General features: G+C 37.8%; 24 protein-coding genes. 6 read left to right on the plus strand and 18 right to left on the minus strand.

Going from position 1 to position 25,651, the window contains the following annotated elements; translation table 11 throughout:
• Positions 1–37: 37 nt before the first annotated feature.
• The 12 genes from FW768_RS04410 to recQ all read right to left on the minus strand — a co-directional run bounded on the left by FW768_RS04410 (position 38) and on the right by recQ (position 15,847).
• The gene (locus FW768_RS04410; RefSeq protein WP_153392911.1) at positions 38–3,223 is read right to left on the minus strand and encodes an efflux RND transporter permease subunit; all 3,186 of its coding nucleotides are present in this window, start codon (positions 3,221–3,223) and stop codon (positions 38–40) included.
• 7 nt (positions 3,224–3,230) lie between these two features.
• Positions 3,231–4,292 carry an efflux RND transporter periplasmic adaptor subunit gene (locus FW768_RS04415; RefSeq protein WP_153392914.1) on the minus strand — a complete coding sequence of 354 codons (1,062 nt, stop codon included), beginning with the start codon at positions 4,290–4,292 and terminating at the stop codon, positions 3,231–3,233.
• Between the two features lie 9 nt (positions 4,293–4,301).
• Positions 4,302–5,654 (minus strand): TolC family protein, encoded by a 1,353-nt coding sequence (locus FW768_RS04420; protein ID WP_153392918.1) that lies wholly within the window; start codon positions 5,652–5,654, stop codon positions 4,302–4,304.
• A 97-nt stretch (positions 5,655–5,751) separates the two neighbouring features.
• Positions 5,752–6,345, minus strand: coding sequence for a TetR/AcrR family transcriptional regulator (locus FW768_RS04425; protein ID WP_153392921.1), 594 nt, complete (start codon positions 6,343–6,345; stop codon positions 5,752–5,754).
• A gap of 418 nt (positions 6,346–6,763) precedes the next feature.
• The gene (locus FW768_RS04430; protein ID WP_153392924.1) at positions 6,764–7,588 is read right to left on the minus strand and encodes a CvfB family protein; all 825 of its coding nucleotides are present in this window, start codon (positions 7,586–7,588) and stop codon (positions 6,764–6,766) included.
• 265 nt (positions 7,589–7,853) lie between these two features.
• Positions 7,854–8,705: a DUF4476 domain-containing protein gene (locus FW768_RS04435; RefSeq protein ID WP_153392927.1), complete on the minus strand. Its 852-nt coding sequence runs from the start codon at positions 8,703–8,705 to the stop codon at positions 7,854–7,856.
• A gap of 102 nt (positions 8,706–8,807) precedes the next feature.
• Positions 8,808–10,211, minus strand: a complete 1,404-nt coding sequence (gene lpdA, locus FW768_RS04440) for a dihydrolipoyl dehydrogenase (RefSeq protein WP_153392930.1) — start codon at positions 10,209–10,211, stop codon at positions 8,808–8,810.
• Positions 10,212–10,338: 127 nt separating this feature from the next.
• A complete protein-coding gene (locus tag FW768_RS04445) occupies positions 10,339–10,686 on the minus strand; it encodes a hypothetical protein (protein ID WP_153392933.1) in 348 nt (115 codons plus the stop codon).
• A 62-nt stretch (positions 10,687–10,748) separates the two neighbouring features.
• Entirely contained in the window at positions 10,749–11,828 is a 1,080-nt protein-coding gene (locus FW768_RS04450; protein WP_153392936.1) for a glycosyltransferase, read from the minus strand.
• A complete protein-coding gene (locus FW768_RS04455) occupies positions 11,825–12,607 on the minus strand; it encodes a formyl transferase (protein WP_153392939.1) in 783 nt (260 codons plus the stop codon). The genes FW768_RS04450 and FW768_RS04455 overlap by 4 nt, the downstream gene beginning before the upstream one ends.
• Entirely contained in the window at positions 12,594–13,574 is a 981-nt protein-coding gene (locus FW768_RS04460; protein ID WP_153392942.1) for a polysaccharide deacetylase family protein, read from the minus strand. The genes FW768_RS04455 and FW768_RS04460 overlap by 14 nt, the downstream gene beginning before the upstream one ends.
• Before the next feature lie 68 nt (positions 13,575–13,642).
• Positions 13,643–15,847 carry a DNA helicase RecQ gene (gene recQ / locus FW768_RS04465; RefSeq protein WP_153392945.1) on the minus strand — a complete coding sequence of 735 codons (2,205 nt, stop codon included), beginning with the start codon at positions 15,845–15,847 and terminating at the stop codon, positions 13,643–13,645.
• A 158-nt stretch (positions 15,848–16,005) separates the two neighbouring features.
• Here recQ and FW768_RS04470 point away from each other — a divergent pair, with 158 nt between their 5' ends.
• From FW768_RS04470 to tatC, 5 genes are all read left to right on the plus strand, one after another.
• The gene (locus FW768_RS04470) at positions 16,006–16,965 is read left to right on the plus strand and encodes a KpsF/GutQ family sugar-phosphate isomerase (RefSeq protein WP_153392947.1); all 960 of its coding nucleotides are present in this window, start codon (positions 16,006–16,008) and stop codon (positions 16,963–16,965) included.
• A gap of 11 nt (positions 16,966–16,976) precedes the next feature.
• Positions 16,977–17,540, plus strand: coding sequence for a Crp/Fnr family transcriptional regulator (locus FW768_RS04475; RefSeq protein WP_153392950.1), 564 nt, complete (start codon positions 16,977–16,979; stop codon positions 17,538–17,540).
• Between the two features lie 117 nt (positions 17,541–17,657).
• Complete coding sequence (locus FW768_RS04480; RefSeq protein WP_153392952.1) at positions 17,658–18,344, plus strand: type 1 glutamine amidotransferase domain-containing protein; 687 nt, start codon at positions 17,658–17,660, stop codon at positions 18,342–18,344.
• Positions 18,345–18,463: 119 nt separating this feature from the next.
• On the plus strand, positions 18,464–18,976 hold the full coding sequence (locus tag FW768_RS04485; protein ID WP_153392954.1) for a hypothetical protein: 513 nt from the start codon (positions 18,464–18,466) through the stop codon (positions 18,974–18,976).
• Positions 18,977–19,045: 69 nt separating this feature from the next.
• The gene (tatC, locus tag FW768_RS04490; RefSeq protein WP_185151935.1) at positions 19,046–19,873 is read left to right on the plus strand and encodes a twin-arginine translocase subunit TatC; all 828 of its coding nucleotides are present in this window, start codon (positions 19,046–19,048) and stop codon (positions 19,871–19,873) included.
• 137 nt (positions 19,874–20,010) lie between these two features.
• Here tatC and gwsS read toward each other — a convergent pair whose 3' ends face one another.
• The 6 genes from gwsS to FW768_RS04520 form a co-directional block, all read right to left on the minus strand.
• Positions 20,011–21,102 (minus strand): grasp-with-spasm system SPASM domain peptide maturase, encoded by a 1,092-nt coding sequence (gene gwsS, locus FW768_RS04495; RefSeq protein ID WP_153392957.1) that lies wholly within the window; start codon positions 21,100–21,102, stop codon positions 20,011–20,013.
• Entirely contained in the window at positions 21,084–21,320 is a 237-nt protein-coding gene (locus FW768_RS04500) for a hypothetical protein (RefSeq protein WP_153392960.1), read from the minus strand. The genes gwsS and FW768_RS04500 overlap by 19 nt, the downstream gene beginning before the upstream one ends.
• 2 nt (positions 21,321–21,322) lie before the next feature.
• Positions 21,323–22,309: an ATP-grasp domain-containing protein gene (locus FW768_RS04505; RefSeq protein WP_153392963.1), complete on the minus strand. Its 987-nt coding sequence runs from the start codon at positions 22,307–22,309 to the stop codon at positions 21,323–21,325.
• A 54-nt stretch (positions 22,310–22,363) separates the two neighbouring features.
• A complete protein-coding gene (locus FW768_RS04510) occupies positions 22,364–22,603 on the minus strand; it encodes a hypothetical protein (RefSeq protein ID WP_153392966.1) in 240 nt (79 codons plus the stop codon).
• Between the two features lie 90 nt (positions 22,604–22,693).
• Positions 22,694–22,933 carry a hypothetical protein gene (locus tag FW768_RS04515; RefSeq protein ID WP_153392969.1) on the minus strand — a complete coding sequence of 80 codons (240 nt, stop codon included), beginning with the start codon at positions 22,931–22,933 and terminating at the stop codon, positions 22,694–22,696.
• A 122-nt stretch (positions 22,934–23,055) separates the two neighbouring features.
• A complete protein-coding gene (locus FW768_RS04520) occupies positions 23,056–23,646 on the minus strand; it encodes a Crp/Fnr family transcriptional regulator (protein WP_153392972.1) in 591 nt (196 codons plus the stop codon).
• Positions 23,647–23,871: 225 nt separating this feature from the next.
• Between FW768_RS04520 and FW768_RS04525 the strand changes: the two genes are divergently transcribed.
• Positions 23,872–25,503, plus strand: coding sequence for a M1 family metallopeptidase (locus FW768_RS04525; RefSeq protein ID WP_153392974.1), 1,632 nt, complete (start codon positions 23,872–23,874; stop codon positions 25,501–25,503).
• Positions 25,504–25,651 lie beyond the last annotated feature (148 nt).

Genomic DNA, 25,651 nt, shown 5'->3' on the forward strand with positions numbered 1-25,651 from the left:
AATCTGAGACGCTTTTGGCTAATTAAAGGTTATTATTTTAGTCTAAATGTTTTGGAGTAAATCCATCTTCACTTAGTTCTCTGTGATCGTATTCAGCTTTCATTTCAGCTTCATAGTCTACTTTTTCATGTTTACCCATTCTTCTCAGGATGGAATCAAACAGAGAGTATACTACCGGAACAATGATCAGGGTAAGGAATAGAGACGATGTCAAACCACCGATAACTACCCATGCAAGACCTTTGTTCATCTCTGCTCCGGCTCCTGTTGCCAATGCAATCGGAAGCATACCGAAGATCATCGCAATCGTTGTCATCAAAATCGGACGAAGACGTGCGTGGTTGGCCTGAATCAGAGCGTCATGTGTATTAGCACCTGCTGCTTTTCTGGCATTCGTAAAGTCGACGATCAGAATCGCATTTTTCGCAACAAGACCAATCAACATGATCATTCCCAGCATCGTAAAGATGTTCAATGAGTTGGCTGTCAGGGCAAGGATTACCATTACTCCGATCATCGCCAACGGAATGGAGAACAATACCACGAATGGATACACAAAGCTGTCATATAGAGAAACCATTACTAGGTACACCAATACGATCGCTGCTAATAATGCAATACCTAATGTACCGAAACCTTCCTGCTGGTTTTCCATATCACCACTCCAGATGTAATCAACTCCTACTGGTTTGTCTTTACTATCCATGAACTTGGCTGCCCATTCATTGGCTACGTCACCTACAGGTCTACCTACTGCTTTAGCCCTTACTTTTACAGAAGGTGATTTATCTCTACGTTCAAGCAAACTTGGTCCTGAACCCATTTTCACTTCAGCAAACTGGCTTAAACGAACCTGCTGCCCCTGAGGGTTGGTGAACATTAAGTTTTTAACATCATCAATGGATTGTCTGTTGGCATCTCCAAAACGGATATTAATATCATATTCATATTCTCCGGCTCTGAATTTCCCATCAGTATTTCCGTTGAATGCGGTCTGCATCGTTTGTCCTACACTTGAAAGATTTAAGCCTAAAGAAGCCATTTTATCTCTATCGATGTTCACCTGAACTTCCGGATTACCTGTATCCGTTGATAATTCAGCATCTACTGCTCCCGGAACTTTTTTCAGTAATTCCAAGATTCTTGTCGCTTCTTTTACTGCTGTTGCGTTGTCCGGAGCGGTTACCACCATTTCGATCGGTGCATTTTCAGCTCCCATGATACCGATTGGCGCTGTTTTGAATTCAACTCCTGTGAATTTCTCTTCCAGTGCTCTTTTTACTTTTGCCGCTTTAATGTTGGTACTTTCAGAACGTTCAGACTTATCTGTTAAGTTTACCTGAACTTCAGACTGGTACGTTGTTGCCTGAGCCCCACCAAAACCTGTTGACTGCTGACCTACCGTTGTAATAAGGTCTACAACATCTTTATCATTTCTTAAAAACTTCTCAACATCTAATGTCAGCTGGTTGGTTTTTTCTACTGTTGCATCTTTCGATAATTCCATCTGAACAAGGAACTGGCCACGGTCAATCGGCGGGAAGAATTCACCTCCGATGAATCCGAATGCTACCAGCATAAATGAACTGATCAGGACAACGAATGTAATAATTACGGTTGAAATTCTTCTTAATGTTGTTTTCAAGCACCATTCAAGGATATCTGTGATCCAGTGCGTGAATTTTTCAATTAAACCTTCAAACCAAAGGATGAATTTCTCAAACCAGTTTTTACCTGTTAAATGTTCAAGCTTACCGAATCTTGATGATAGCCACGGAATGATCGTAAATGAAGCCAATAACGATAATAAAGTGGCAATAACTACCGTGACGCAGAACTGGGCAAGGATATTTGCTACAAGACCTGAACTCATCGCAATCGGTAAGAATACCACCACAATTACCAAGGTAATCGCTGCTACGGTAAACCCGATTTCCGAAGCTCCGTCATAGGCTGCTCTGATTTTGCTTTTCCCCATCTCCATGTGACGATAAATGTTCTCAAGTACTACGATCGCGTCATCCACAAGGATACCTACCACAAGCGAAAGTCCCAGTAAGCTCATTAAGTTCAGCGTGTAGCCCATCAGATTCATTCCGATGAACGCTGCCACCAACGAAGCCGGGATGGAAACCATTACAATAAACGCGTTTCTGATACTGTGAAGGAATAATAACATCACGATCGCCACGAGGATAATTGCCAGGAACAAGTCGAAAATAACGTGGTTGGCAGATTCAAGGGTAAAGTCTGTGGTATCGTTCACCACTTTTACTTTTATTCCCTGAACTTTATAAGCATTTTCTACCGTTTGAATGGTTTTCTGAACACTTTCAGATACGGCAACCGCATTGGCATCAGACTGCTTTTTTACCTGCATTAAGATGGTTGGAAACTGGTTAAATCTCGCTACTTTCTCAACATCTTTCTGAGCATCGAAAACTGTAGCAATATCAGATAAACGTACCTGAGCTCCATTTTTATTGGAAACCACAAGGTTGTTCATTTCCGCAATCGACTTATATTTTCCGGATAATCTAATTGTAGATTTTGTGGTTCTCGTTTTCAAGCTTCCCGTCGGGAAGTCAAGGTTTGAGGAAAGAATCGCCTGTTGTACGTCTCCGATTGAAAGTCCGTATCCCTGCAGTTTTTTCTCATCCAGATTTACCTGGATTTCTCTTTCCTGTCCACCTACAAGGTCAACCTGTGCTACACCGTTTACACGAGAGAAGATGGGTTCAATCTTTTTATCTAAAAGGTCATAAAGATCTTTACTGTTCAGTTTATCTGATGAAATACTCATTGTAATGATCGGGAGATCATCCAGGGAGAATTTATTCAGAGACGGTGCATCTACATCATCCGGAAGGTCTGCCAGGATAGCGTTTACTTTTCTCTGGGCATCATTCAGGGCATAATCTACATCCGCTCCGTCATTCAGCTGAACCATGATTACGGATAAACTTTCATAAGAAGAAGATTCTACTTTCTTCACGTTTTCCAAAGACCCCACAGCATCTTCAATCTTTCGGGTTACGGAGGTTTCCACCTCTGCAGGTGAAGCTCCCGGATATACCGTAGAAATGGTTACCATATTGGTTTCAAACTTCGGAATCAATTCGTACCCCATCATGGAGTAACTCAAAATACCACCCAGAGTTAATATCGTAAATAATACGATAACCAGGGAAGGCCTTTTAATGGATATTTCTGCTAACTTCATCTTTCTTCTACTTTACGATATTGATTTTGGATCCGTTATCAAGATTGATCTGTCCGCTGGTAATTACCTGTTCTCCTCCATTCAGACCACTTAATATCTGAACTTTGTCTCCATATACCTTACCAATCGTTACTTTGATCATCTTAGCTGTACCGTTCTGAACGATGAACAGCTGTCCTGAGCTTACTCCGTTTACGAAAGCTTCTGCAGGTACAGTGATCATATTCTGTGTTTCGGCACCGTTATTGGTTTTAAAGGTAGCAGTTGCATACATCCCCGCCTTCAGGTTTCCTCTGTTCTGAACTTCAATTTCAACCGGGAAATTAAGGGAAGCATCACTTTTCGGAGCAATGAATGTGATCCTACCTACAAAAGAATCTTCCGGTAATACATTCACTTTAATAGGAACTTCCTGACCTAGCTGGATTTTCCCGATCTGGCTTTCATCCACCAAAACAGATAATTTCAGACTGTTGATGTTAACGATCTCAAACATTGCTGTTCCTGGAGAAACCACAGTTCCCGGCTCAACCATTTTTTTGTTGATGGTACCACTGATCCCTGCACGAATGCTTGTATCATTTACTTTTACACTCTGTGCTCTTACCGCAGCCTGCATATTTTTCAGCTGTAGTCTTGAATTATCCAGTTGCTGCTTGGTAACTCCTCCTGTTTTATAGGCATTTTCATAACGTTGGTTATCAATAATTGCATTCTGAAGGTTATTTTGAGCCTGGGTAACGTCAACTTCGATGGCATCTTTCTTTATGGTTGCCAAAACCTGACCAGCTCCTACTCTAGAACCTTCTTTTACCAAAACACTTACGATACGTCCTGAGATCTCTGAAGACTGGTTCATTTCCTGTTTAGGAATGAATGTTCCGTTAGCTGAATAATCTGTATCAATATTTTCTCTTGCAACAGTTACCACATTCACATTGATCTTATCGACCTGCTTAGCAACCTCCTTTACTTCCTGGGTCTGTTTTTCTTTGTTTCCTGCAATCTTGTAAGCTGCAAGACCTACCAGCACTGCCGCTACGATGATATATATTAAAGTTTTTTTCATTTTAGTTTATTATAAGTTTTGTAATGTGTTGAGTTCGCCTTTAGCTTTAATCAGTTTGATCTCAGCCTGCTTATAGTCTAATAATGCGTTGGAGTAGTTCTGTTTTGCCTGTGTTAAAGCGTTTTCAGAATCCAATACTTCTGTAAGGGTTGCCAATCCGTACTGATAGTTAGACTGGGTATTTTTCTGTACTCTTTCTGCCAGCTCCACATTGTCTTTCATACTCTGGATATTGATAATAGCATTTTCCATATTGGTAATGGCATTTTTGTAATCCAGATCTAAGCTCAGCTGTGTTTTCTGAATATCCTGATCAATATCCTGAATATCGATTTCTGCCTGCTGAATTTTTGCTTTTGTAGCTCCACCAGTGAAGATCGGGATATTAACATTCAAGCCTATCGCTGAATAATCGCTCCAAAGTACCCCGTTATTAAGTCCGTTGGTTAAAGGAAACTTCTTACCCATTCCAGCCCAGCCGTAGCTTGCAGTAAGGTTTACCGTAGGATACAGATAGGCTTCTGTTGCTTTTTTGTTAAACTGAAGAAGTTCTCTGTTCTTATTCAGTACTTTAAGCTCTGTACGGTTTTCTAAATTCACATTGCTTGCAATAAGTTCAGGTTTCGGCTCAATTGTTTTTTCTTCAAGCTCGATATCTGTACCGATCGGAACTCCCATATAAAATTTCAAAGCATTTTTAGAAAGCTCAACAGAGTTGATCAGCTGCTGTTTATTGGAACCGATGTTGGTAAGCTGTACGTTGGTACGGTCAAGGTCAATAGATTTAGCTAAACCATTATCCACCAAGCTTTTGATCACGTTTCTTACTCTTTCCGTATTGGCGTAGCTGGCTTCTACAGTCTTCAGATTTTCTTCCTGAACAAATACCTGATAGTAGGCGGTTGCTACGTTCTCAATGATCTGTTCATTGGTAAGTTCTGCATTCAGAATATAGAATTCTCTGGTAGATTTTGCAGCCTTAAGACCTGTAAAAACTCTCTGGTCAAATAAAGCCTGCTGAAGCTGGACTACTGCACTTGAGCTCCATGGTTGTCCTAACTGAGCTCTGATTCTTTCGCCACCAAATTCAAGCAAAGATTCCTGAATAATTGGATTGTAGGTAAGTCCTGCTGTAGCACTGATCTGTGGAAGAGCTCCGGCTCTGGCCTCATCAATTTTATATTCGGCTTTTTTCACCTGTAGTGCAGCTTTTTTAGCTTCTGCCTTATTCTGCAATGCCTGTTTGATTGCTTCTGGCAAAGAAACCTGCTGCTGTGCAGATACCGATGAAAAACCGAAAATCATAAATGCTGCAGCTATCCCAATTTTTAGCTTTTTAGCAGTTATACGTTTTCTGTTCATAATTTTATACTTCGTTTATTTTTTTAATTTGATTTTTCTCTTTCAATGTTTATATTTCTAAAGGACGGATCACTTTTAAAAATACTTTAACATTTTTTTAGTTTTTGAACAACATATTGATAATAATCTCTTTTCTTTCGGAAATGATCTTATCATATTCTTCATCATTAATCATCAGATTCTCCATGAATAAAGGTCTTATGGCACTCGGAAAAACGAGAAGCGATACCATATTGAGAATGAATTGTACGGGAGCCATTTTCTCAATATTTCCAAGCTCCATCTCTTTTTCAATGTCCTTGTATAAAGTCTCCAGAAAATCTTCTTCAATTTCTTTCTGATGACAATTTCCTTTATTGATCTGGGAAACAATATAGGTTTCCAGATACGGATACTGAAGGCTTGTAGAAAGACTGCTTTCTATGAATTTGCTCATTTTTTCCTTAAAAGGAAGATCTGAGGTCTGAATGATTTTTGATTTTTCCTGCTCCACTTTCTGGGCTTCGTCAAAGATGATCTGAATCAGATTATCCCTTGAACGGAAGTAGTAGTTAATAAGCGTCCTGTTTACTCCGGCTTCATCTGCAATCTCCTGGGTAGTTGCGCCAAATTTTCCTTTCACAAAGAATAAATTCTTCGCGGTCTCCTTGATCAATTCCTGTGTTTGGTCCTTTTTTGCTTGATTTGACATTATTGTTAAACAATTTTGTGCAAATTTAAATCAAATTCTGTTTTTGACAAAATTGTTAAACAAAATAATTAAACAAAATTGTTATGACATGCATCATGTTTTTGTAATTTTATATACATTCAATTATTAACTAACTTTAACCAGTCAGATTAAGAAAGTTAGGAACAAAAGGCTGGAAGTTACTTTTAGTTATAGATAGTAAAAACCATTGTAAAATCAAATTAGCTAAAAATAAACACATGTTATTGATGTTCTGCATAACTTCTCTCTTCCAGCTTCAAATCTACATCAAACTCCTAAACTTAAGTTGATTATAAAAAACAAAACAGGTAATCAGACCAAATAAAAAAGACCACCCACTGGGCAGTCTTAATATATTTTAAATGTTATTTTTTCAGATCAGTCTAAAGAATAAAAATTATAGTAGTCGGATTTTGTCTTCTGAAATATCAATAACTTTATCCTTATACAGTCCGCCAATGGCTTTCTTGAAATTCTTTTTGCTCATTTGAAGCTCTTCCTTGATCTCTTCTGGTGAGGATTTATCCGAAAGATGGATCAGTCCGTAATTCTCTTCCAGTCTGTCAAGAATCTTCTTTCTGAATTCATCAATATTTTCGAAACCTTCCGGCTGCAGGGAAACATCAATTTTCCCATCTTCACGGATCGTTTTAATGTACCCCCCTTCCTCAGACAACGGATACAGTTTTTTGAATACATCCGAAGCGTATATCAAACCAATATATTTTTTATTGATGACTACATTCCAGCCCAATTCGCTTTCATTCATCATGATAAGGTCTACTTTGTCCCCTTTTTTGAACGGCAGATCCTCATATTGCGGATTTCTTTTGAACTTTGTTGTTCCAGTGATCAGATCCAAATCTTCATCTACATAAATATGGACCAGATATCTTTTCCCTTCGATGATTTTTGATTTCTGCTGCTTGTATGGGATAAAAAGATCTTTGATGATCCCCCAATCCATAAACGCTCCACTCGGAAGACTCTGTACACAGCTCATTACTGCAAACTCTCCTACTTCAGCCAATGGAATTTCAGTCGTAGCCTTTAATTTCTGGTCATCCTGATAAACAAATACTTCTACCTCTTCACCGGTTTCTTTGTCGTCCTGAATGAAGATCTTTGGCAAAAAAGCTTTTTCTCCTGATTCATCCGTGAGGATCCATCCTGAAGTATTTTTTTCTGAAATTTTTAAAGTCTGGGTTTTTCCGAGTTGCATTGATGATAAAATTAGCTGACAAAGGTACGGAAATTTGAAGATTTTAAACCATCAGATTCCTTTATGATTTTTTAAAGTTGGCTTTTGGCTTTACATAGGTAGAAAACCCGTGATTATTAATGAACATGGATTGGGGTTAAAGCCAATTGGATTATTATCTTTTTAATGGGCTTTAGCCCATTTTTATTGAATAAGGAAGTCTATAAAACAAGGATATTGATAAGGTTAAAAAAAAGAGAAACCTATGAGGTCTCTCTTTTTCTTATTATGATCTTGAAATATATTCCATGAGCTCTTTTTTGCTGTTCTCGAAGTCAAAAGCATCGTATACCAGGAAATATTTGTTTTTATCTGCACAGTTTCTATACATAGATTTGGCAAGAGACAGCCTGTTTTTATCGAAGCTGATTAACTTCATCAAATCCCGTATTTGTGCAGAGGTAAACAGAGAGTTGTTCATCTGCTGATTAATCATGGCTATCTTATTGTCATCGAACTTGGCATTTCTCTGAAGCATATCAACAAACTGGCGGAAGGTATTATTATCCATCACATTTCCGGAGTTATTCCAATTGCCGGGCTGATTTCCGTAAGGATTGTTCCAGATATCATTCCAATCATTGAAGGCATATTGCCCCTGAACCGGATAAGAATCCAATAAATATAATCCTTCATTTGTAAAGAAATCCAGTACCATTCTGCTGTTATTTCTAAGCGTCAAAGTAGTTCTGTAGATCAGAAATCCGTTATTATAGACTGAAATAAAATTTCTTCCGGACTGAAGATCAAAGAAACGGTATTTTCCTGAACCGTTTGAGATAGTCTGATCTCCGACTTCTACTGTAAAATAGCCCTGTTCAGGAATTCGCAGGAAAACTTCTGCATAACCGTAATTCCGGTTCCATTGGTAATTTGGGCTTTTAATTCTGTTTTGCTGGCCATTTATATTGCCAGACCTTGAATTGTCAAAAGATCTGTTCTTTGTATTGACACTTCCCTGAGCCTTCATTTCTGTTGATGTTGCCTCATTTTTCAAAAGTTCGCCAACTTTTCCTGCTTCCTGTGCAGATAAACTAAGTCCTGCGAATATGATTAAACTTGTAAAGATATTTTTCATAGGTGAAATTTATTATTCTGCACTCCATTTCTGTGCCAAAAAAAAGAGAAACAGAAACTGCTTCTCTTTAATTATTTAAATATTTTAATTTTTCAATTAAAATTACATATGAATCGGTCTTTTTGCCGTAGCATCCAATGCTGCTTCTTTAATAGCTTCTGCATAGGTTGGGTGAGCATGAGAACTTCTTGCGATGTCTTCAGCACTTGCACGGAATTCCATAGCAATTACTCCTTCAGCAATAAGGTCAGCAGCTCTTGCTCCAATGATATGCATACCTAACACCTCATCAGTTTTCTCGTCAGCAATAATCTTCACAAGACCATCAATATCACCACTTGCACGGCTTCTACCTAATGCTCTCATTGGGAATGAACCTACTTTGTAAGCTACTCCTTCTTCTTTTAACTGTTCTTCAGTTTTACCAACTCCGGCAACCTCAGGCCATGTATAAACCACACCAGGAATCAGGTTATAGTTGATGTGAGGTTTTTGTCCTGCTAATGTTTCAGCAACAAAAACTCCTTCTTCTTCAGCTTTGTGAGCAAGCATTGCTCCTTTGATCACGTCACCAATCGCATAGATGTTGGCAACGTTAGTCTGTAAATGATCGTTTACTTTTACTCTTCCTCTTTCATCAAGTTCTACTCCTGCTTTTTCAAGGGCAAGTCCGTCTGTGTATGGTTTTCTACCTACAGAAACAAGGCAGTAATCTCCTTCTACCACTACTTCTTCTCCTTTTTTATCTTTAGCGGTGATCTTCACAGTATCTCCGTTTCTCTCCACAGCAGAAACCGCCGTAGAAAGCATAAACTTCATTCCCTGTTTTTTAAGAACTTTAGTCAATTCTTTGCTTAAAGCTCCGTCCATTCCAGGAATGATCTTATCCATAAATTCAACAACTGTTACCTGAGCTCCCAATCTTAAGTATACAGATCCTAATTCAAGACCAATTACTCCTCCTCCGATTACTACAAGGTGCTTAGGAATTTCTTTAAGGTTTAAAGCTTCCGTGGAAGTAATCACTCTTTCTTTATCTAGTGTGATGAAAGGTAGAGAAGATGGTTTAGATCCTGATGCAATGATGGTATATTTAGATTCGATTGTTTCAGAAGAACCGTCATTTTTAGTAACCTTGATCTGAGTAGCAGATTCGAAGCTTCCTACGCCTTCAAAAACAGTAATTTTATTTTTGCTCATCAGGTAGCTGATTCCGTCTGTATTTTGTTTGATTACTTCGTTTTTACGCTCAATCATTCTTGCAATATCTGCCTGTGGTTCATTGATAATGATCCCATGACCTGCAAAATTGTGTTTTGCATTCTCGAAATGCTCAGAGCTGTCCAGAAGCGCTTTTGAAGGAATACATCCAACGTTAAGACAAGTTCCGCCTAAAGTTGAATATTTTTCAATAATTGCTGTTTTGAAACCTAATTGAGCTGCACGGATAGCAGCTACATAACCACCGGGACCAGAACCTATTACGGTAACATCGAATTGACTCATGTTATTCTATGAATTTGTTTATTATTATCTTTCTTAATTCTCACAAATTTACATATAAATTATCAAGCGCCAAAGTGAGTTTTGTCAATTTTGAAATCAGGAAATTTTAAATATCTTAAGGCACCGGCTAATCTACCATTACTTTTCCCTTTCCTATTGTCGCCGGACTTTCAAAAAACGGGCCTCCATACACATACCATTCAAGATTTTCCAAATGCTCTACTGCATTTTCCGGCGTTATCTGTGTCCGATCTTTTTTAGAAACAATTCCTTTGTACCATCTTCCTGAATTGGGAGAATTTTTATTTTCAGTAAAATAATGAATCCATATTCTCTGGCATAACTTACACTGTTGAATCGTTACTTCTCCATGCCTGCCGTCAGTATGATCTATACCTAATTCTGAACTTCTGTATTCAGTATAGCTGGAAGTAGGTTTTTCACAAGCACAACCTATTTGGGGGATTTTTGTCATTAATATCTGTTTTATCAGACCCCAAATCTAAGAAAATAAAAGCCCACAAGGCAATAGGATTATTACTTCGTTAACTCCTGCAAAACCTTTTCATACTGATCCAAAATAACATTTTTAGAGAATCTTGATCTAATGGAGTTTTTAATAGATTCTTTATCATAAGTTCTCTGCAATACCTCTATAACCTTCTCAGCAAAGTCAGCCGTATGTTCAATATCCGAAATTTCTCCATTGATCTGATTCTGAATGATCTCATTAATTCCTCCCGGACAGTTATTGGCTAAAGAATAGGTTCCGCAGGCTCCGGCTTCCAGAAGCACATTGGGGAAGCCTTCATATCTTGAAGAAAGAATAAAAAGATCCGCAAATTTCAAAAACTGGTAGGGATTTTCCTGTTTTCCATGAAAAATAACGTTTTTTAAACCCAAGTTTTCCTTCATCGCGTACAGCATTTCCTTATCGCCTCCGTCCCCAAGAATATGGAGCAGGATATTTTCATGGGTCAATTTTGAGAAGACTTTCAACAGGTTATCAAATCCTTTTCTGGAGGATAAATTTCCGATGGCCACCACATTTTTATAATCATCTTTAAAGCTTTCAGGTTTTACAGAAATGTCCAGTTTAGCATTGATAAAATCGAAATCAACAGGATTATTGATTTTAACAATCTTCTTTTCCTTAATGTTGAAATTTTCTATTAAATCCTTCTTCATATCATCACTTTGCGCGATGATCCTCTGAAAATTATTATAAAAATTATAAAAAACTTTTATTTCCTTTTTGGTTACATGCTGTGAGACGACATTGGTTTCTCTGGAGATAAACTTGGTCTTTTTTAAAAACGGAATAAACGGGGATATAAACGCTGAGATTTCGCCCCAACCGGAAAAGAAAACATCTGGTTTCTCCTTATAAATAATCGGTAAAATTTTAAAAATTGAAAACCTAATTCTTTCTATACCCAATTCCCGTACTTTGATATTGGGTTTAAGCTGTGAAGTGGGAAAATCTACATTTTTAAAAAGGAAAAGAGTAAAGTCATATTTCTCATCATCCAAATGATTGAGCAGGGTAAAAATAATTCTCTCTGCTCCTCCAAAAGTGAGCCCTGGTAAAAGAAAGTAAACTTTTTTTTTCATTATTTCACGCCTCTGAAAATTCTATAATATAAATACTGCCAGATGGTAGGATGATACCAAATGAAGTTTTCTTTTGTTCCGCTCATTGTTTTCAGATCATCATTACAAAAATCCTCAACGGCAAGTTTTAATATCTTACTGCCCTCTGCGGTTTGATATAGCGGATATGTTGTAAAATTATCTGATTTTTCCGGTGAAACTCTTGCCTGATAAATAACGTCGCCTGTATCTACCGATTGATCTACCAAATGTACGGTAACCCCGCAGTTTTCTCTGTCATTATTTGCCAAAGCCCAATATCCGCCGTGTATACCTCTGTATTTTGGAGTAATTCCTTCATGGGTATTCATAAAAACCGAATTGGTATTATTCAGAATTTTTTTGGAAATAATTCTACAGCCGTTAACAATCACTAAATCTGGTTTAAGTTCCTGCAGCAGCTGAAGTGTTTTATTTGAATTTACTGAGTCGGTTCTTGTAAGTACGGTTTCAGGAATCGGAGACAGGTCTATTTTTAGTTTTTCAATGACTTTTTTTGTCTGATTTTTCGAAAATTTCTTAATAAACGGCAGCAATAAAAGACCAAACATAATTTGTCCACCCACATTTACCCAGCCTAATCTTTTAGCACGATTTTTCATAATCTGCTTCATAGGTACCGCTTCTTCCTGCAGCACGGCAGAAATATCAAAATCTTGTACTAACGCATTATAAATAATTGCCGATGACCGTGTATTTCCGGTGAGCATGACTATTTTTTTACTGTTATTATTTTTTTTCATATTCTGCTGCTATTTCAGACATGTTTTTGCTTTGGAAATTATACTTTTGATTTAATTTTTTATAGTGCTGAAAGATTTCTTCCAAATACCCGAAGTTGATATCCTGATGAATTCCAATATCATGCGGATGAAACCAAAGGTGAAAAATTTCGTTATTTTTGGCAGCGTAGGTCATCTGCTGTTTTATTCTTCGAAGCTTGAGCCCATCCAGAAATTTTATTTTCTCTGAATACGGCCTCAACCAACGGCTTGCCCGAATGACTGTAAAGCCTGCCTCATGAAGATCAGAAGTTTTCTGGGTATGATGACTTCCCACTTTCACAAAATAATCCAGATACCTGAAAGCTCTTTTGATTAGGCCTTCTTCTGAACCTTTTGCAGGAGAATGATACCATGCTTTTTCTGTGCCACGGTAAATTAAAATCCCATTATTTTTCAGGACTTCCAAATAGCTGTTGTTAATCTGATGCCGAGGGAAGATGAAAGACTTTATTTCAATTTTGTTGGCCGAAGAAACAGCGATAGCAGCTTTGGTATCTGCTTCAAACTGATCTTTAGTCTGCCCGTCTTCCAAACAATAATAGTGTGAAAAAGTATGGCTTCCGATTTCCTGATGCTCAGCTTTCTGAACCAGTTCCACTAATGTCTTTCCATATAAATAAAGACCATCCATTTCCTGTGAAGAAGGAATGAAATGGTGATAAGGGGAAAGATTTTTTTCCTGGTAAGAAGGTGTATTTACAGGGCAATATTGTTGTAAATCCTGATGATCTCCGGTCATCATAGCTCCCACTGCTGCCCAGGTACAATGAATATCGTATTGATTGTAGAGTTTCAGGAGCTTAGGAACGACTTCCCAAACTCCTGCAATATTCTGACCATATTCCTGAATCGTTTTCTTATCCCGGATTCCCCAATAGAGTTCAAAATCCAAGGATACGGTGAAAATGCCGTTATTTTTTTTCATAAGTGTTGTGTGCAAATTTACAGTTTTTTCTGATCTTTCAATCTGAAACTAAAAAACTGTCATTTTCATCAATTAGCTACATCGCTTATAAATTTAATTCTCAGCATTCTTACCTCTTCATCTGAAAGTTCATCTCCAAATTCATCCAGAAGCACTTTCATGCTGTCACTTTCGGATTCGTTCATGAATTCCATGAAGCCTTCTACGATATCTTCATCGAAATTGTCTTCTATATAATAATCAATATTCAGTTTGGTCCCCTGATAGACAATGCTTTCCATTTCTTTCAGCAATTCATTCATTGAAAGATTTTTGGCTCTTGCAATATCTTCAAGATCAATCTTTTTATCGGTGCTCTGAATGATGAATACTTTATGGCTGGATTTGTTGGCTACCTGCTTCAGGACCATATCCTGAGTACGTTCGATATTGTTATCTTCTACGTAAGTTTTGATGAAATCTGCGAATTCTTTACCGTATTTTTTGGCTTTTCCTTCTCCTACTCCATAAATTTTAGCAATCTCCTCCACCGTAATAGGATACTGAACCGTCATATCTTCCAGACTTGGATCCATAAAAACAGTATAAGGGGGAATCCCGTGTTTTTTAGCCACTTTTTTACGCAATTCTTTCAACTGTCCGAACAAATTCTGATCGAGGCCTCCGCTTGCCTGCAACTGTACCTGATCGCTGTCTGCTTTGGTCTGGGTAAGATCAAATTCCCGGTCTTCTGCAATTAAAAACGGTTCTTTCAACTGTCCGCTCAGAATATTTCTGCCCTTTTCAGACATTTTCAAAACCCCGTAGGTTTCGATATCTTTTTGCAGAATCCCCTGAACGGTAGCCTGTCTTAAAATAGTTTTCCAGTAATTATCCTTTTCTTCTTTTCCAAATCCGAAATGAGAAGTCTGTTCCAGTTTATAGGACTTTGTAACAGCAGTTTCTTTTCCTGCGATGACAGAGATCAGATCTTTAGATTTAAACTTTTCTCCGGTATCTTTAATCAGTTCAAGAACTTTTTTCAGATCTTGTGCAGCATCTTTTAATTTGGGAGGATTGGATGAGTTGTCACACATCATGGCTCCTTCACCTTTTACAGGATCGAAATTTTCTCCGAAATAATAAAGAATGTATTGTCTTCGGCTCATTGAAGTTTCGGCATAGCCCACCACTTCATTTAATAATTGCAGTCCTATTTCTCTTTCTGACACGGGCTTTTGTGCCAGGAATTTTTCAAGCTTCTCTATATCTTTAGGATCGTAGAATGCCAGGCAATGTCCTTCACCACCGTCTCTTCCTGCTCTTCCTGTCTCCTGGTAATAGCTTTCCAGTGATTTAGGGAAGTCATAGTGGATTACAAAACGTACATCCGGCTTATCAATCCCCATTCCGAATGCAATGGTTGCCACAATTACATCTACTTCTTCCATCAGGAATTTGTCCTGATTAGCTACTCTTACTTTCTGGTCAAGACCTGCATGATAAGGAAGTGCATTAACTCCGTTTACCTGCAGCAGCTGGGCGAATTCTTCAACCTTTCTTCGGCTAAGACAGTAAACAATTCCTGATTTTCCTTTATGCTGGCTGATGAACTTTACGATCTCCTTATCAACATTAACTTTTGGACATACTTCATAATACAGATTGGGACGGTTGAAGCTTTCTTTAAAGACCAGCGCATTCGTCATTCCCAAAGTTTTCTGAATATCATCCTGAACTTTAGGGGTTGCTGTAGCCGTTAAAGCGATCACCGGTACGTCGGCAATCTTATCAATAATCTGTTTCAGATTCCGGTACTCCGGTCTGAAATCATGTCCCCATTCTGAAATACAGTGCGCCTCATCAATAGCAAAGAAAGAAATCTTCACATCTTTCAGGAAATCTAAATAATCATCTTTGATTAATGATTCCGGGGCAACATACAAAAGTTTGGTCTTTCCGCTTTTGATATCGTCAAAAACCTGTTTGGTCTGTGTCTTATTTAATGATGAATTTAATACGTGGGCAACCCCATCGTCTGACGAAAGGCCGTTTACTGCATCTACCTGATTCTTCATCAACGCTATTAAAGGCGAAACTACAATTGCCGTGCCTTCGGAAATAAGTGCCGGAAGCTGGTAACATAAAGATTTACCACCTCCTGTCGGCATCAAGACAAATATATCTTTCCCATTCAATAGGTTTTCTATAATCTGTTCCTGCTGGCCTTTAAATGTAGAAAACCCAAAATACTTTTTCAATTCGCCTGATAAATTGGCTTTTTTTGCGCTCATCTAATTTTCTATTGCTAAATTTGCATGTACCTCAAAGTTATAAAAATTCTGCTTAAAATAAAAGCGAACGAATTTATAAAAAATAAAATTTATATTAAATATCCTTTTTAAAATATAACGTTTTTTAAGAGATTTTTTGTATACCTCATACTCGTAAAATGGAAAGAACCGACATTATTTCAATTGCTAGAAGCACTTTAGAGATAGAAATTTCAGAACTTGAAAAATTAAAAAACAGGATTGATGAAGATTTTGCCAGAGCCGTAGAGATCATTCATTCGGCCAAGGGAAAATTAATTGTTGTGGGAATCGGAAAGTCGGCCCATGTCGGCAACAAGATCGTTGCTACTTTAAACTCTACGGGAACCCCTTCACAGTTCCTTCATGCATCGGAAGCCATCCACGGAGATCTGGGGGTGATCCAGAAACAGGATGTTGTTTTGTGTATTTCCAACTCTGGAAATTCCCCGGAAATAGCCAACCTGGTTCCTTATCTAAAGGATTATTCTTCCGCCCTTATCGGGATGACCGGAAATAAAACCAGTAAGCTTGCTGAGTTTTCTGAAATTGTCCTGAATACTCATGTAGATGTGGAAGCCTGCCCTAATAAGCTGGCGCCAACCAGCTCCACGACTATTCAAATGGCACTGGGAGATGCGCTTGCTGTGGCTTTAATGGAACTGAATGATTTTAAAGCGAATGACTTTGCTAAGTTCCATCCGGGAGGAAGTCTCGGAAAAAACCTGACTTCAAAAGTAGAACAGTTCCTGTCTTCCCAGAAGCCGCAGGTATCGGAAAATTCATCCATCAGAGATGTGATTATATCCATCAGTGCTTCAAGCCACGGAATAACAGTGGTTACGGATGATGAAAAAATTATCGGGGTAATTACAGACGGTGATCTGAGAAGAATGCTGATGAAAGGGGAAGACATTACAAAGGCTCTGGCTAAAGATATTATGTCCGGCTATCCGAAAACCATTGAAAAAGATGCTCTGGCTAAGGAAGCGATGAAGGTTCTTAAAGAAAACAATATTGGACAGCTGGTGGTAACGGAAAACGGAAAATATTTTGGAATTATTGACCTTCATAAACTTCTTGATGAAGGAATAAATTAATTTTCGCCTGTATGAGCCAGTTTCTGAAAGCCCATATTCAGGAAGTCATCAATTTGAACGATGATGATTTTGAAGCAGTCCTGTCTTTCTTTACCCAAAAGAAATTCAGGAAACGGCAGTTTCTGATCCAGGAAAACCAGCCTGTTCACGAAATTTACCTTATAGAAAAAGGAATTCTGAAAAGCAGCATCATTGACGGTACCGGAAAAGAGCACATTCTTCAGTTTGCAGCTCCCAACTGGTGGATTTCAGATTTTGCAGCCTTTTTTAAACAGGAAAACTCATCATTGGCTGTTGACTGTATTGAAGACACGGAAGTATATGCCATAACCTACGAAAATTTAAACAGCCTCTGTTCAAAATTTCCGACTATGGAACATTTTTTCAGGGTGAAGTCTAATTTCGGTTATGTGGCCTTACAACAAAGGATACTTTCATTGATCAGCAAACCTGCCAAAGAGCGGTATGAAGATTTTGTGCGGCAGTATCCAGGTTTTACAGAGCATATTCCTAAACAGTTTATTGCAAGCTACCTGGGTGTTTCAAGAGAGACATTAAGCAGATTATATTCTTAAAAGTGTGATGAAGGTCACACTTTTTTTTTGAGAAATATCCTTCTTTTCCAGTATTAAAATGTGAAACTTTGTACTCATCAAAACAAATACAAAAAATAACATTTAATCCCGAATACAATGAAAAAGAAAGCATTAATCGTAGTAACAAGTGTAGAAAAGTATCCTGAAATGGACAGAGCTACCGGCTTATGGCTGGGAGAAGCCGTTCATTTTTATGAAAAACTACATGAAAAAGGCTATGAAATAGATTTTGTAAGCCCTAGAGGAGGTTATACTCCGCTCGACCCCGTTTCTCTGCAGATGTTTGTACAGCCTGTAGACTGGAAATATTATGCTGATGAAACATTTAGAAATAAGCTGGCAGATACTTTAAAACCTTCTGATATCAATGCAGAAGACTACAGTGTGATCTATTATTCCGGAGGGCACGGTGTAGTTTGGGATTTCCCGGAAAATACCGAACTTCAGGAAATCGCCAGCAAAATTTATGAAAACGGAGGTATTGTTTCTTCTGTCTGCCACGGAGCGGTAGGTTTGTTCAATATTAAACTTTCAGACGGAGAGCTTCTTATTAAAGGAAAAACGCTGACCGGGTTTTCCAACTCTGAGGAAATTGCCGCGGAACTGGCTGATCATATGCCTTATCTTACTGAAGACGTTTTGAAAAGCAGAGGTGCCCATTATGTAAAAGCAGATCAGGATTTTGTTCCTTTTGCAGTATCTGACGGACGTTTGGTTACAGGACAAAACCCTCAGTCCGGAGGAGCAGTTGGAGAAAAAGTACTGGAAATTCTGGGGAAATAATGTAGGTTTATCATCTAAAAACCGGACAAGGTCATGCATAGATACGCTCTGCATGACCTTTTTTATATGAAAAATTAATTTTATTTCTTAATTTCGGCAATTCTGTTAAAAAACTAATCATGATCTTTTTTTCTCTTCTGGCTGTCTTCGCCTATTTTCTTAAAAAATACCTGGATCATCAGGATGATGTAAGAAGATCTGCCCCACATTATATTCCTAAGGAAGGGGCTGATGAGTACGGAAGCGATGCTTATTATGATCAATACAGCCATGGGCATTATGATCTTTTAGTAAAGTGCCTGATCTTCTGTACTTATCATTCCGAACAGTTCAAACTTATTGAAGAGAATCTGTATTTTGGAGATATTGGTGATGATCTGAAAAGCCTTTTTCATGAGAAGCAGATGGAAAGTTTATTCAGAAATCAGCTGGTTGAAAGGTCTTTATTACCCCAATTATTGTATTTTAAAGAGGTTACTTCCCAAATTTCAGAATCGGAGTGGCTTTTCGCAACTGTTGATGTGGATCATGATGAACGATGGAAGGTAATCAACAGGACAGCAGAGGAACTTTTAACAGCAATGAATGTCAAGGAAAGAGGATATGATTTCAGTTTGTACAGACCGCAGTAATTTTAAGTTTCAAACGTCGGGCTTTTCATCAAATATTTCATAAATTTGTGCCTTAAAAAAATATATTCTGTGAGTGAAGGTAAAGACATGTCCTTTCTTGGGCATATTGGAGAATTAAGAGGACATCTTATCCGCTCGATTATTGCGATTATAATTGCTGCTTTTGCTGTCGGTTTCAATATCAACTGGATCATGGACCATATTTTTTTCGGGCCTACAAGAAATGATTTTCCTACGTTTAAAGTGGTGAACCATTTTTCGAGAATGATCCTAGGAGAAGACAGTATTCACCTTCCTAAGGACTTTCCGGTTCGTGTACAGAGACTTTACCAGCAGTTCAATGTGATGATGGCTGTTTCTATTTTCGGAGGAATGGTAGCTGCTTTTCCTTATATTGTATGGGAATTGTGGCGATTCATCAGTCCTGCTCTTCATCCTAAAGAAAGAAAAAATTCAATTTATATCATCAACGCAGTGTGGATTCTGTTTATGACAGGTGTACTTTGCGGTTATTTTTTAATTCTTCCATTTGCAGTTAACTTCGGGGTTATTTTCAAAATTTCAGATATTATTGTTCCGTTATATGATCTGAGTGATTATACTACGCTGTTTCTACAGGTTGTTATAGGGATGGGGGTGATATTCCTCTTCCCGATCCTGATTTACTTCCTGACAAGCATCGGCATCCTGACTCCAATGTTCATGAAAACATACCGTCGTCATGCTATCGTTTTGATCATGGTGGTTGCTGCAATTATTACTCCTGCTGATGTTTTAAGTATGCTGATGGCTGCTTTCCCACTGCTGATCCTTTATGAATTCAGTATCATGATGTGTAATATCACCTACAAAAGGGTTCAGAAGGCTAACGGGAATCTTCCGGCAGTACAGAAATAGCTTATTGCTTATTGCTTATTGCTTATTGCTTATTGCTTATTGCTTATTGCTTATTGTCCTAACTCCGGGTATGATGTTATATTTTGTTTGAATCTTGATTTTTAAGTGAATTATTCAAATTAAAAACAAGTCTTCATTTATTTTATAATTTCTCTCATTCCGTAGTGGTCTATCGCTCTCTGCTTTAGGGGGTGGATGCTCCAGTCTTCCCATTCACAGGTTTGCGGATCGTAGCCGCATTTAAGGGGTGCTGAATATTGATCTTCCGGATTTTCTATGTAGGCTCTGCAGTCGATACAGACATGACGGAATTCACAATCCTTACATTTGGTGATCTGATCTTTGGTGATATTCCAATATCTCTTAAATTCTGAATGACTGACAGCTTCTTCTAAAGCTGTATTCCTGATATTTCCAAAAGACGCTTTCATTGCCGGACAATTTTTGATATTGCCATCAGTATCAATGGAAAGCTTTCGGTTCAGGCAGGAATTGTGATTGATAGACTCTGTGTAAGTAGGAATATTAACATTGAATAATTGGGGACTCATCAACCCACAATGTAAAGGGCTGTTGATTTTTTCTGTAACCTTTACGATCATTCCCATCCCTTCGATTTCGCCCTGCAAAACTTTATTATCATCAGCATTGGTTATGATTAAAGTACTTATTTTTTTATGTGTGTTCACCAGGCTAACTATTGTATCATAGAATTGTATTTCTTCCTTATTTTCAGGCAGTATCACTTCTATTGACTTCATCTGGGTTGGTTTTATTTTTTCGAGTAAAAGCTTCAGCTCTTGGGTAGATATTTCATTAAAAAACCGGAACTGGAGATGGTTACAGCAAAGTTTTTCCAGCTGGGCCAGAAAAGAATCATCAAAATAATCAAAATTGGAGTACGTATCCAGAACTGCGTGAGAAATATGAGCGGGAAAGAGCCATTCTTCCGGCATTTTGGGAAAGCGGTTAATTTCTCTTGAAGTGCAGAAAAAACACAATTCATGCTCAACAAGAAATTCAATATAATCATCCAGAACTTTTTGAGATTCCGGGTTTAATTTTTTCCTGATGCTATGGATGTTAAAACAGTCTTTTTTATTGAATAATTCAGCTAAAGACAGTGGAATCAGATGAATTTCACCCCTTTGAAGATCGCATATTGATGCTCTTGATGCTCCTTGTACCAACACACAATTGCTGTACAGTTTTAACCATTCAGATTCCATATCACCAGTTTTGAATAAGGTTTGTAAAAAGGGACACCTCTTTCCAGTCTGGCATCATACCTGCCTAATACTTCTAAGAAGCTATCCTGAACATCATCTGTCTGTTTTTTTCGCAATATCCAGACCTCCCAGAAAGCGGAATTCAATGGAAGATTATGCCTGTTTTCTTCGGCCCAGCTTATGAAATCTCTCCGGACCTGCTCTCTCTTTTCATTCATTGTTATTGGTTTAAAAATCGGGCAATGCTTCGTTCAATATCATAGTTGCAATTATCCGAAAGCCATTGGAACTGCCCTACAGGATTGGCTTCCAGAAAAACATATTCTTTTTTATCTGTATAAATCATATCTATGGAAGCACAGTTAATGTCCAGGCTTTTCATCAGTTTTTTTATTTTTTTGGTTTCTTTTCCCGGCAACAGATAAGGCACACAGCGGTTTGGCCGTTCTGTATCATAATTTCTGAAATCTACTTTGGTTCTTTCATTAGCCTGAGAAAAAATAGCCATAGAATACAGTTTGTCGTCCAGGTAAAAAATGCGCAGTTCATATTCTTTTTCAATATATTCCTGCAGAAAAATATACCCTTGTGATATATTACTTCTAATTTCCTTTAACTGCTGAATATGAGCATCTGTAACAATGGTGGGAGGAACTTTTACCAATATATCAAACTCTTCATCCCAATTAATCTTTATATCATCAAGCATGACATCTTTAACAATGATTTTCTCATGAGACCTGTAAAAATCTCCTATCACTGATATATTGGAAGATACCAGTGTTTCAGGAATCAGAAGCCCTGCTTCTTTTGCTTTCTGAAGGACTTTTAATTTATTGATATTATTATCGCTTCTTTTATTTAACCGCTGTTTGAACAGTTGGTCATACCAATCAATATACGCTTCATGAATGGCTTTTTCTTCAAAATTATATTGATCATAAACGTTTAAGAATATGTTTCTGACTGATTGATTATCATATTGATTCAATATAGATCCCGGATGATACCCATGATCTTTTAAGTACCCTCTCCTATACCAATATGAATTATCATTGATAGGATTTGTGTGATTGGAAATATGCATACTTTCCACTTCAAAATCCTCATTTCTATCACATACCGCAGATGGATATTCAAAATAGATCCAGTCCAGAACATCATTGGTGGAATAATCCTGCTGAATGGAGTTAATTTTTATGTTCATATTTCCCTGAATAAGCAGAAAATGTTCCGCCCTTTAAGACGGAACAATTCTTTATTAAAACCTTACAATATGCCATCTGCCGTCAATACAATATTCCCTGCGCATAAGAGTTCCTTCACTGTTAAATTCCTCACGGTCTTCTGAATAAGTATAGGTACCATCTTTAAGTCCGTCAATACCTTTAGCAATATAACTTCCTCCTCTGGTTGCACATCTTTCACCACCTTTAACTGTTCCGAGCTGTGGTCTTGTTAAGGTTTTGAATTTGTCTGAGTTTAAATTTTCAAGTTTCATGATTTCAATATTTTTAGTTAGTACATCCTGCTTTGTTACGTTGGGATGCTTTTTAAAAGTTTTTTCAGCCTGTTACTGAACATTTTGTCATCAGGCACGTATGGTATACCATCTGCCGTCAATACAGTACTCCATATGCATGGTTTGTCCTTCACTATTAAGTTCCTGACGGTCTTCAGAATAGGTATAAGTTCCATCTTTAAGGACATCAAGCCCCTTAGCCGTATAAGTTCCGCTTTTAGTGGCACGTCTGTCACCACCTTTCACGGTTCCCAACTGTGGTCTTGTCAGGGTTTTGAATTTGTCTGAGTTTAAATTTTCAAGTTGCATAATTTTGTCATTTTTAGTTCATACACTCCCTTCCGCCGGAGTGTTTCAGCGGTTTCTTCTCTTTTCTTAGGCCTTAGAAGAATAGGCCTCAATTCGTAGCTACTGAATATTTTTTAATTTTATCAATCCTGTTCATTCGCTGTTATACCCCGTTTCAGGCGGCTAAGCGAAGGATTTTCCATTCCCAGGAACGAAGCGATATAATACTGTGGAATATGGGACGGTAGATCCGGAAATTCTTTAAGAAACTGCATATACCGATCCCGGGCACATAAAAAAGAAATGGTTTCCATCCGGTGTAAAAGAGCAAAAAAAGATTCTTCGGCAATAATGCGCCCTGCCCTTTCCCATCCTTTGGAAATCTCATATAAATTTTCCAGATCATCTACATTAATCACCCAGATGGATGATTCTATAATCGCTTCAATATAATAGGTACACTGAATCTTTTTGGTCATACTCCTCAAAGCCGTAACCAATTCTCCTTTTCCACTCAGGAAAAGAATATGTTCTTTAGAATGATCATCAATAAAATAGGTTCTGAAAATCCCTTTTTCTATAAAACCCAACTGTAAGCAGATATCTCCACGCTGGTTAAAATAGGAGCCTTTCTCGTAGGTTACTTTTTTCCATAGGTATTTTGACATTTCAATTTCTTCTTCACTCAGCTTCAGGTTTTCTTTTAAAAATGAAAGTAATGCTTCAGAGTTCATAGGCGTATCCTGTTATCTTTTCAAAGTTGCTTTTCTCAAAAATATTTACATTTTTCATATGTTTCATTAACAAATGTTAACCGAATAAGAAAAAGTTCAATATTCTACAAATGAAAATACATTAAAATCAAATATTATTAACAACTCTAATAATCAATCATAAAAAAACATCTTTCAGTTGGTATTAATTTTTCTATTTTTGAAAGATTATTAATGCAATTCACTATGAAAAAGCTGACGTTCACTCTTCTCTTTATTTCAGGGTTTGCTTTCGGGCAGGTCTTTGAAAAAAACAGAGTTTTCACCAAACAGGACACTTTAAGGGGTTCTGACACCCAGTTCCGGAACTTTTGGGATGTAAAAAAATACGACCTTTCTGTAGAACCAGATTTTGAGCAGAAAAGTATTAAAGGTTACAATAAGATCAGCTTTGAAATCACCAAAGATGTTACAAATCCTGTTTTCCAGATCGATTTGCAGCAGCCTATGAAAGCAGATCAAGTGGAAGGCAGCTTTCCCATTACCGGTTATAAGCAGGATGGTGATTTTATTTTCGTAACATCTAAAAAGAAATTTAAAAAAGGTGAAAAATACACCATGAATGTCACGTACTCCGGAAACCCTGTGATTGCTAAAAAAGCACCCTGGGACGGAGGCTGGATCTTCACCAAGGATGAAAAAGGGAATCCCTGGATGAGTGTTGCTGATCAGGCAGAAGGCTCGTCACTCTGGCTGCCTACCAAAGATATCTGGAGCGATGAACCGGATAACGGTATTATTATGAAGATCATCACTCCCAATGAACTTGCAGGAGTAGGAAACGGAAGACTGATTGATAAAAAAACCGAGGGCAGTAAAACAATATATACATGGGAAGTGAAAAATCCGATCAATGACTATTCTATCATTCCGAATATCGGAAAGTATGTCAACTTTAAAGACACTTTTAACGGTGAAAAAGGAAAGCTCGATCTGGATTACTGGGTACTCGATTATAATCTTGAAAAAGCAAAAAAACAGTTCCAGCAGGTAAAGCCAATGCTCTCAGCGTTTGAATACTGGTTCGGACCTTATCCTTTTTATGAGGACTCCTACAAACTCGTAGACTCTCCGTATCTCGGCATGGAGCATCAGAGCAATGTGGCCTATGGAAACGGATATCAGAACGGATACCTCGGAAGAGATCTTTCGGGAACCGGAGTTGGCCTGAACTGGGATTATATCATCATCCACGAAAGCGGCCATGAATGGTTTGCCAACAATATTACAGCGAAAGATATGGCAGATATGTGGATTCATGAAAGCTTTACCATGTATTCCGAAGTTCTTTTCACTGAAAAATATATGGATAAAAAATCGGCAGATATTTATGCCCAGGGACTTCATAACACGATTATGAATGATATCCCGATCATTGGCCATTACGGAGTAAGAAGTGAAGGAAGCGGTGATATGTATCCTAAGGGAGCCAGTATGATCCACACGATAAGACAGGTCATCAATAACGATGAAAAGTTCAGACAGATCTTAAGAGGAATGAACAAGGATTTCTATCATAAAACTGTTACCACCAAACAGATTGAGGATTATATTTCAACCAAAGCAGGAATTGATCTTTCAAGTATTTTTGATCAGTATCTGAGAACGACCAAAATTCCGACCCTGGAATACTCACAGGATAACGAAACTTTAAAATTCCGCTATACCAATACGGTAAAAAATCTTAAGCTTCCGATAAGAATTGACGGGGAACAAACCATTAACCCGACAGAGCAATGGCAAACGGTAAAGTTAAAGAAAAATACCCCGGTTGAGTGGAATAAGAACTATTATGTATATTATATAAAAGCTCAGTAAATCATATAAAAGGCAGAATCGTTTCAGGCGAATTTGCCTTTTTGCTTTCTGGAGCTGTTCAATTTCTCCATCGGGAATTTCGATTTTCTGCCTCAAAAAATTTTAAGAAAAGTTTAAGACCTTACTTCGTAACAAAATGAGAAAAACA

It is taken from the genome of Chryseobacterium vaccae, from assembly GCF_009602705.1.
GTDB lineage: Bacteria > Bacteroidota > Bacteroidia > Flavobacteriales > Weeksellaceae > Chryseobacterium > Chryseobacterium vaccae.

Bases quoted from the DNA above. Each gene is read 5' to 3' on its own strand.
- FW768_RS04410 (WP_153392911.1), bottom strand. From the start codon at position 3,223: ATGAAGTTAGCAGAAATATCCATTAAAAGGCCTTCCCTGGTTATCGTA.
- FW768_RS04415 (WP_153392914.1), bottom strand. From the start codon at position 4,292: ATGAAAAAAACTTTAATATATATCATCGTAGCGGCAGTGCTGGTAGGT.
- FW768_RS04420 (WP_153392918.1), bottom strand. From the start codon at position 5,654: ATGAACAGAAAACGTATAACTGCTAAAAAGCTAAAAATTGGGATAGCT.
- FW768_RS04425 (WP_153392921.1), bottom strand. From the start codon at position 6,345: ATGTCAAATCAAGCAAAAAAGGACCAAACACAGGAATTGATCAAGGAG.
- FW768_RS04430 (WP_153392924.1), bottom strand. From the start codon at position 7,588: ATGCAACTCGGAAAAACCCAGACTTTAAAAATTTCAGAAAAAAATACT.
- FW768_RS04435 (WP_153392927.1), bottom strand. From the start codon at position 8,705: ATGAAAAATATCTTTACAAGTTTAATCATATTCGCAGGACTTAGTTTA.
- lpdA (WP_153392930.1), bottom strand. From the start codon at position 10,211: ATGAGTCAATTCGATGTTACCGTAATAGGTTCTGGTCCCGGTGGTTAT.
- FW768_RS04445 (WP_153392933.1), bottom strand. From the start codon at position 10,686: ATGACAAAAATCCCCCAAATAGGTTGTGCTTGTGAAAAACCTACTTCC.
- FW768_RS04455 (WP_153392939.1), bottom strand. From the start codon at position 12,607: ATGAAAAAAAATAATAACAGTAAAAAAATAGTCATGCTCACCGGAAAT.
- FW768_RS04460 (WP_153392942.1), bottom strand. From the start codon at position 13,574: ATGAAAAAAAATAACGGCATTTTCACCGTATCCTTGGATTTTGAACTC.
- recQ (WP_153392945.1), bottom strand. From the start codon at position 15,847: ATGAGCGCAAAAAAAGCCAATTTATCAGGCGAATTGAAAAAGTATTTT.
- FW768_RS04470 (WP_153392947.1), top strand. From the start codon at position 16,006: ATGGAAAGAACCGACATTATTTCAATTGCTAGAAGCACTTTAGAGATA.
- FW768_RS04475 (WP_153392950.1), top strand. From the start codon at position 16,977: ATGAGCCAGTTTCTGAAAGCCCATATTCAGGAAGTCATCAATTTGAAC.
- FW768_RS04480 (WP_153392952.1), top strand. From the start codon at position 17,658: ATGAAAAAGAAAGCATTAATCGTAGTAACAAGTGTAGAAAAGTATCCT.
- FW768_RS04485 (WP_153392954.1), top strand. From the start codon at position 18,464: ATGATCTTTTTTTCTCTTCTGGCTGTCTTCGCCTATTTTCTTAAAAAA.
- gwsS (WP_153392957.1), bottom strand. From the start codon at position 21,102: ATGGAATCTGAATGGTTAAAACTGTACAGCAATTGTGTGTTGGTACAA.
- FW768_RS04500 (WP_153392960.1), bottom strand. From the start codon at position 21,320: ATGAATGAAAAGAGAGAGCAGGTCCGGAGAGATTTCATAAGCTGGGCC.
- FW768_RS04505 (WP_153392963.1), bottom strand. From the start codon at position 22,309: ATGAACATAAAAATTAACTCCATTCAGCAGGATTATTCCACCAATGAT.
- FW768_RS04510 (WP_153392966.1), bottom strand. From the start codon at position 22,603: ATGAAACTTGAAAATTTAAACTCAGACAAATTCAAAACCTTAACAAGA.
- FW768_RS04515 (WP_153392969.1), bottom strand. From the start codon at position 22,933: ATGCAACTTGAAAATTTAAACTCAGACAAATTCAAAACCCTGACAAGA.
- FW768_RS04520 (WP_153392972.1), bottom strand. From the start codon at position 23,646: ATGAACTCTGAAGCATTACTTTCATTTTTAAAAGAAAACCTGAAGCTG.
- FW768_RS04525 (WP_153392974.1), top strand. From the start codon at position 23,872: ATGAAAAAGCTGACGTTCACTCTTCTCTTTATTTCAGGGTTTGCTTTC.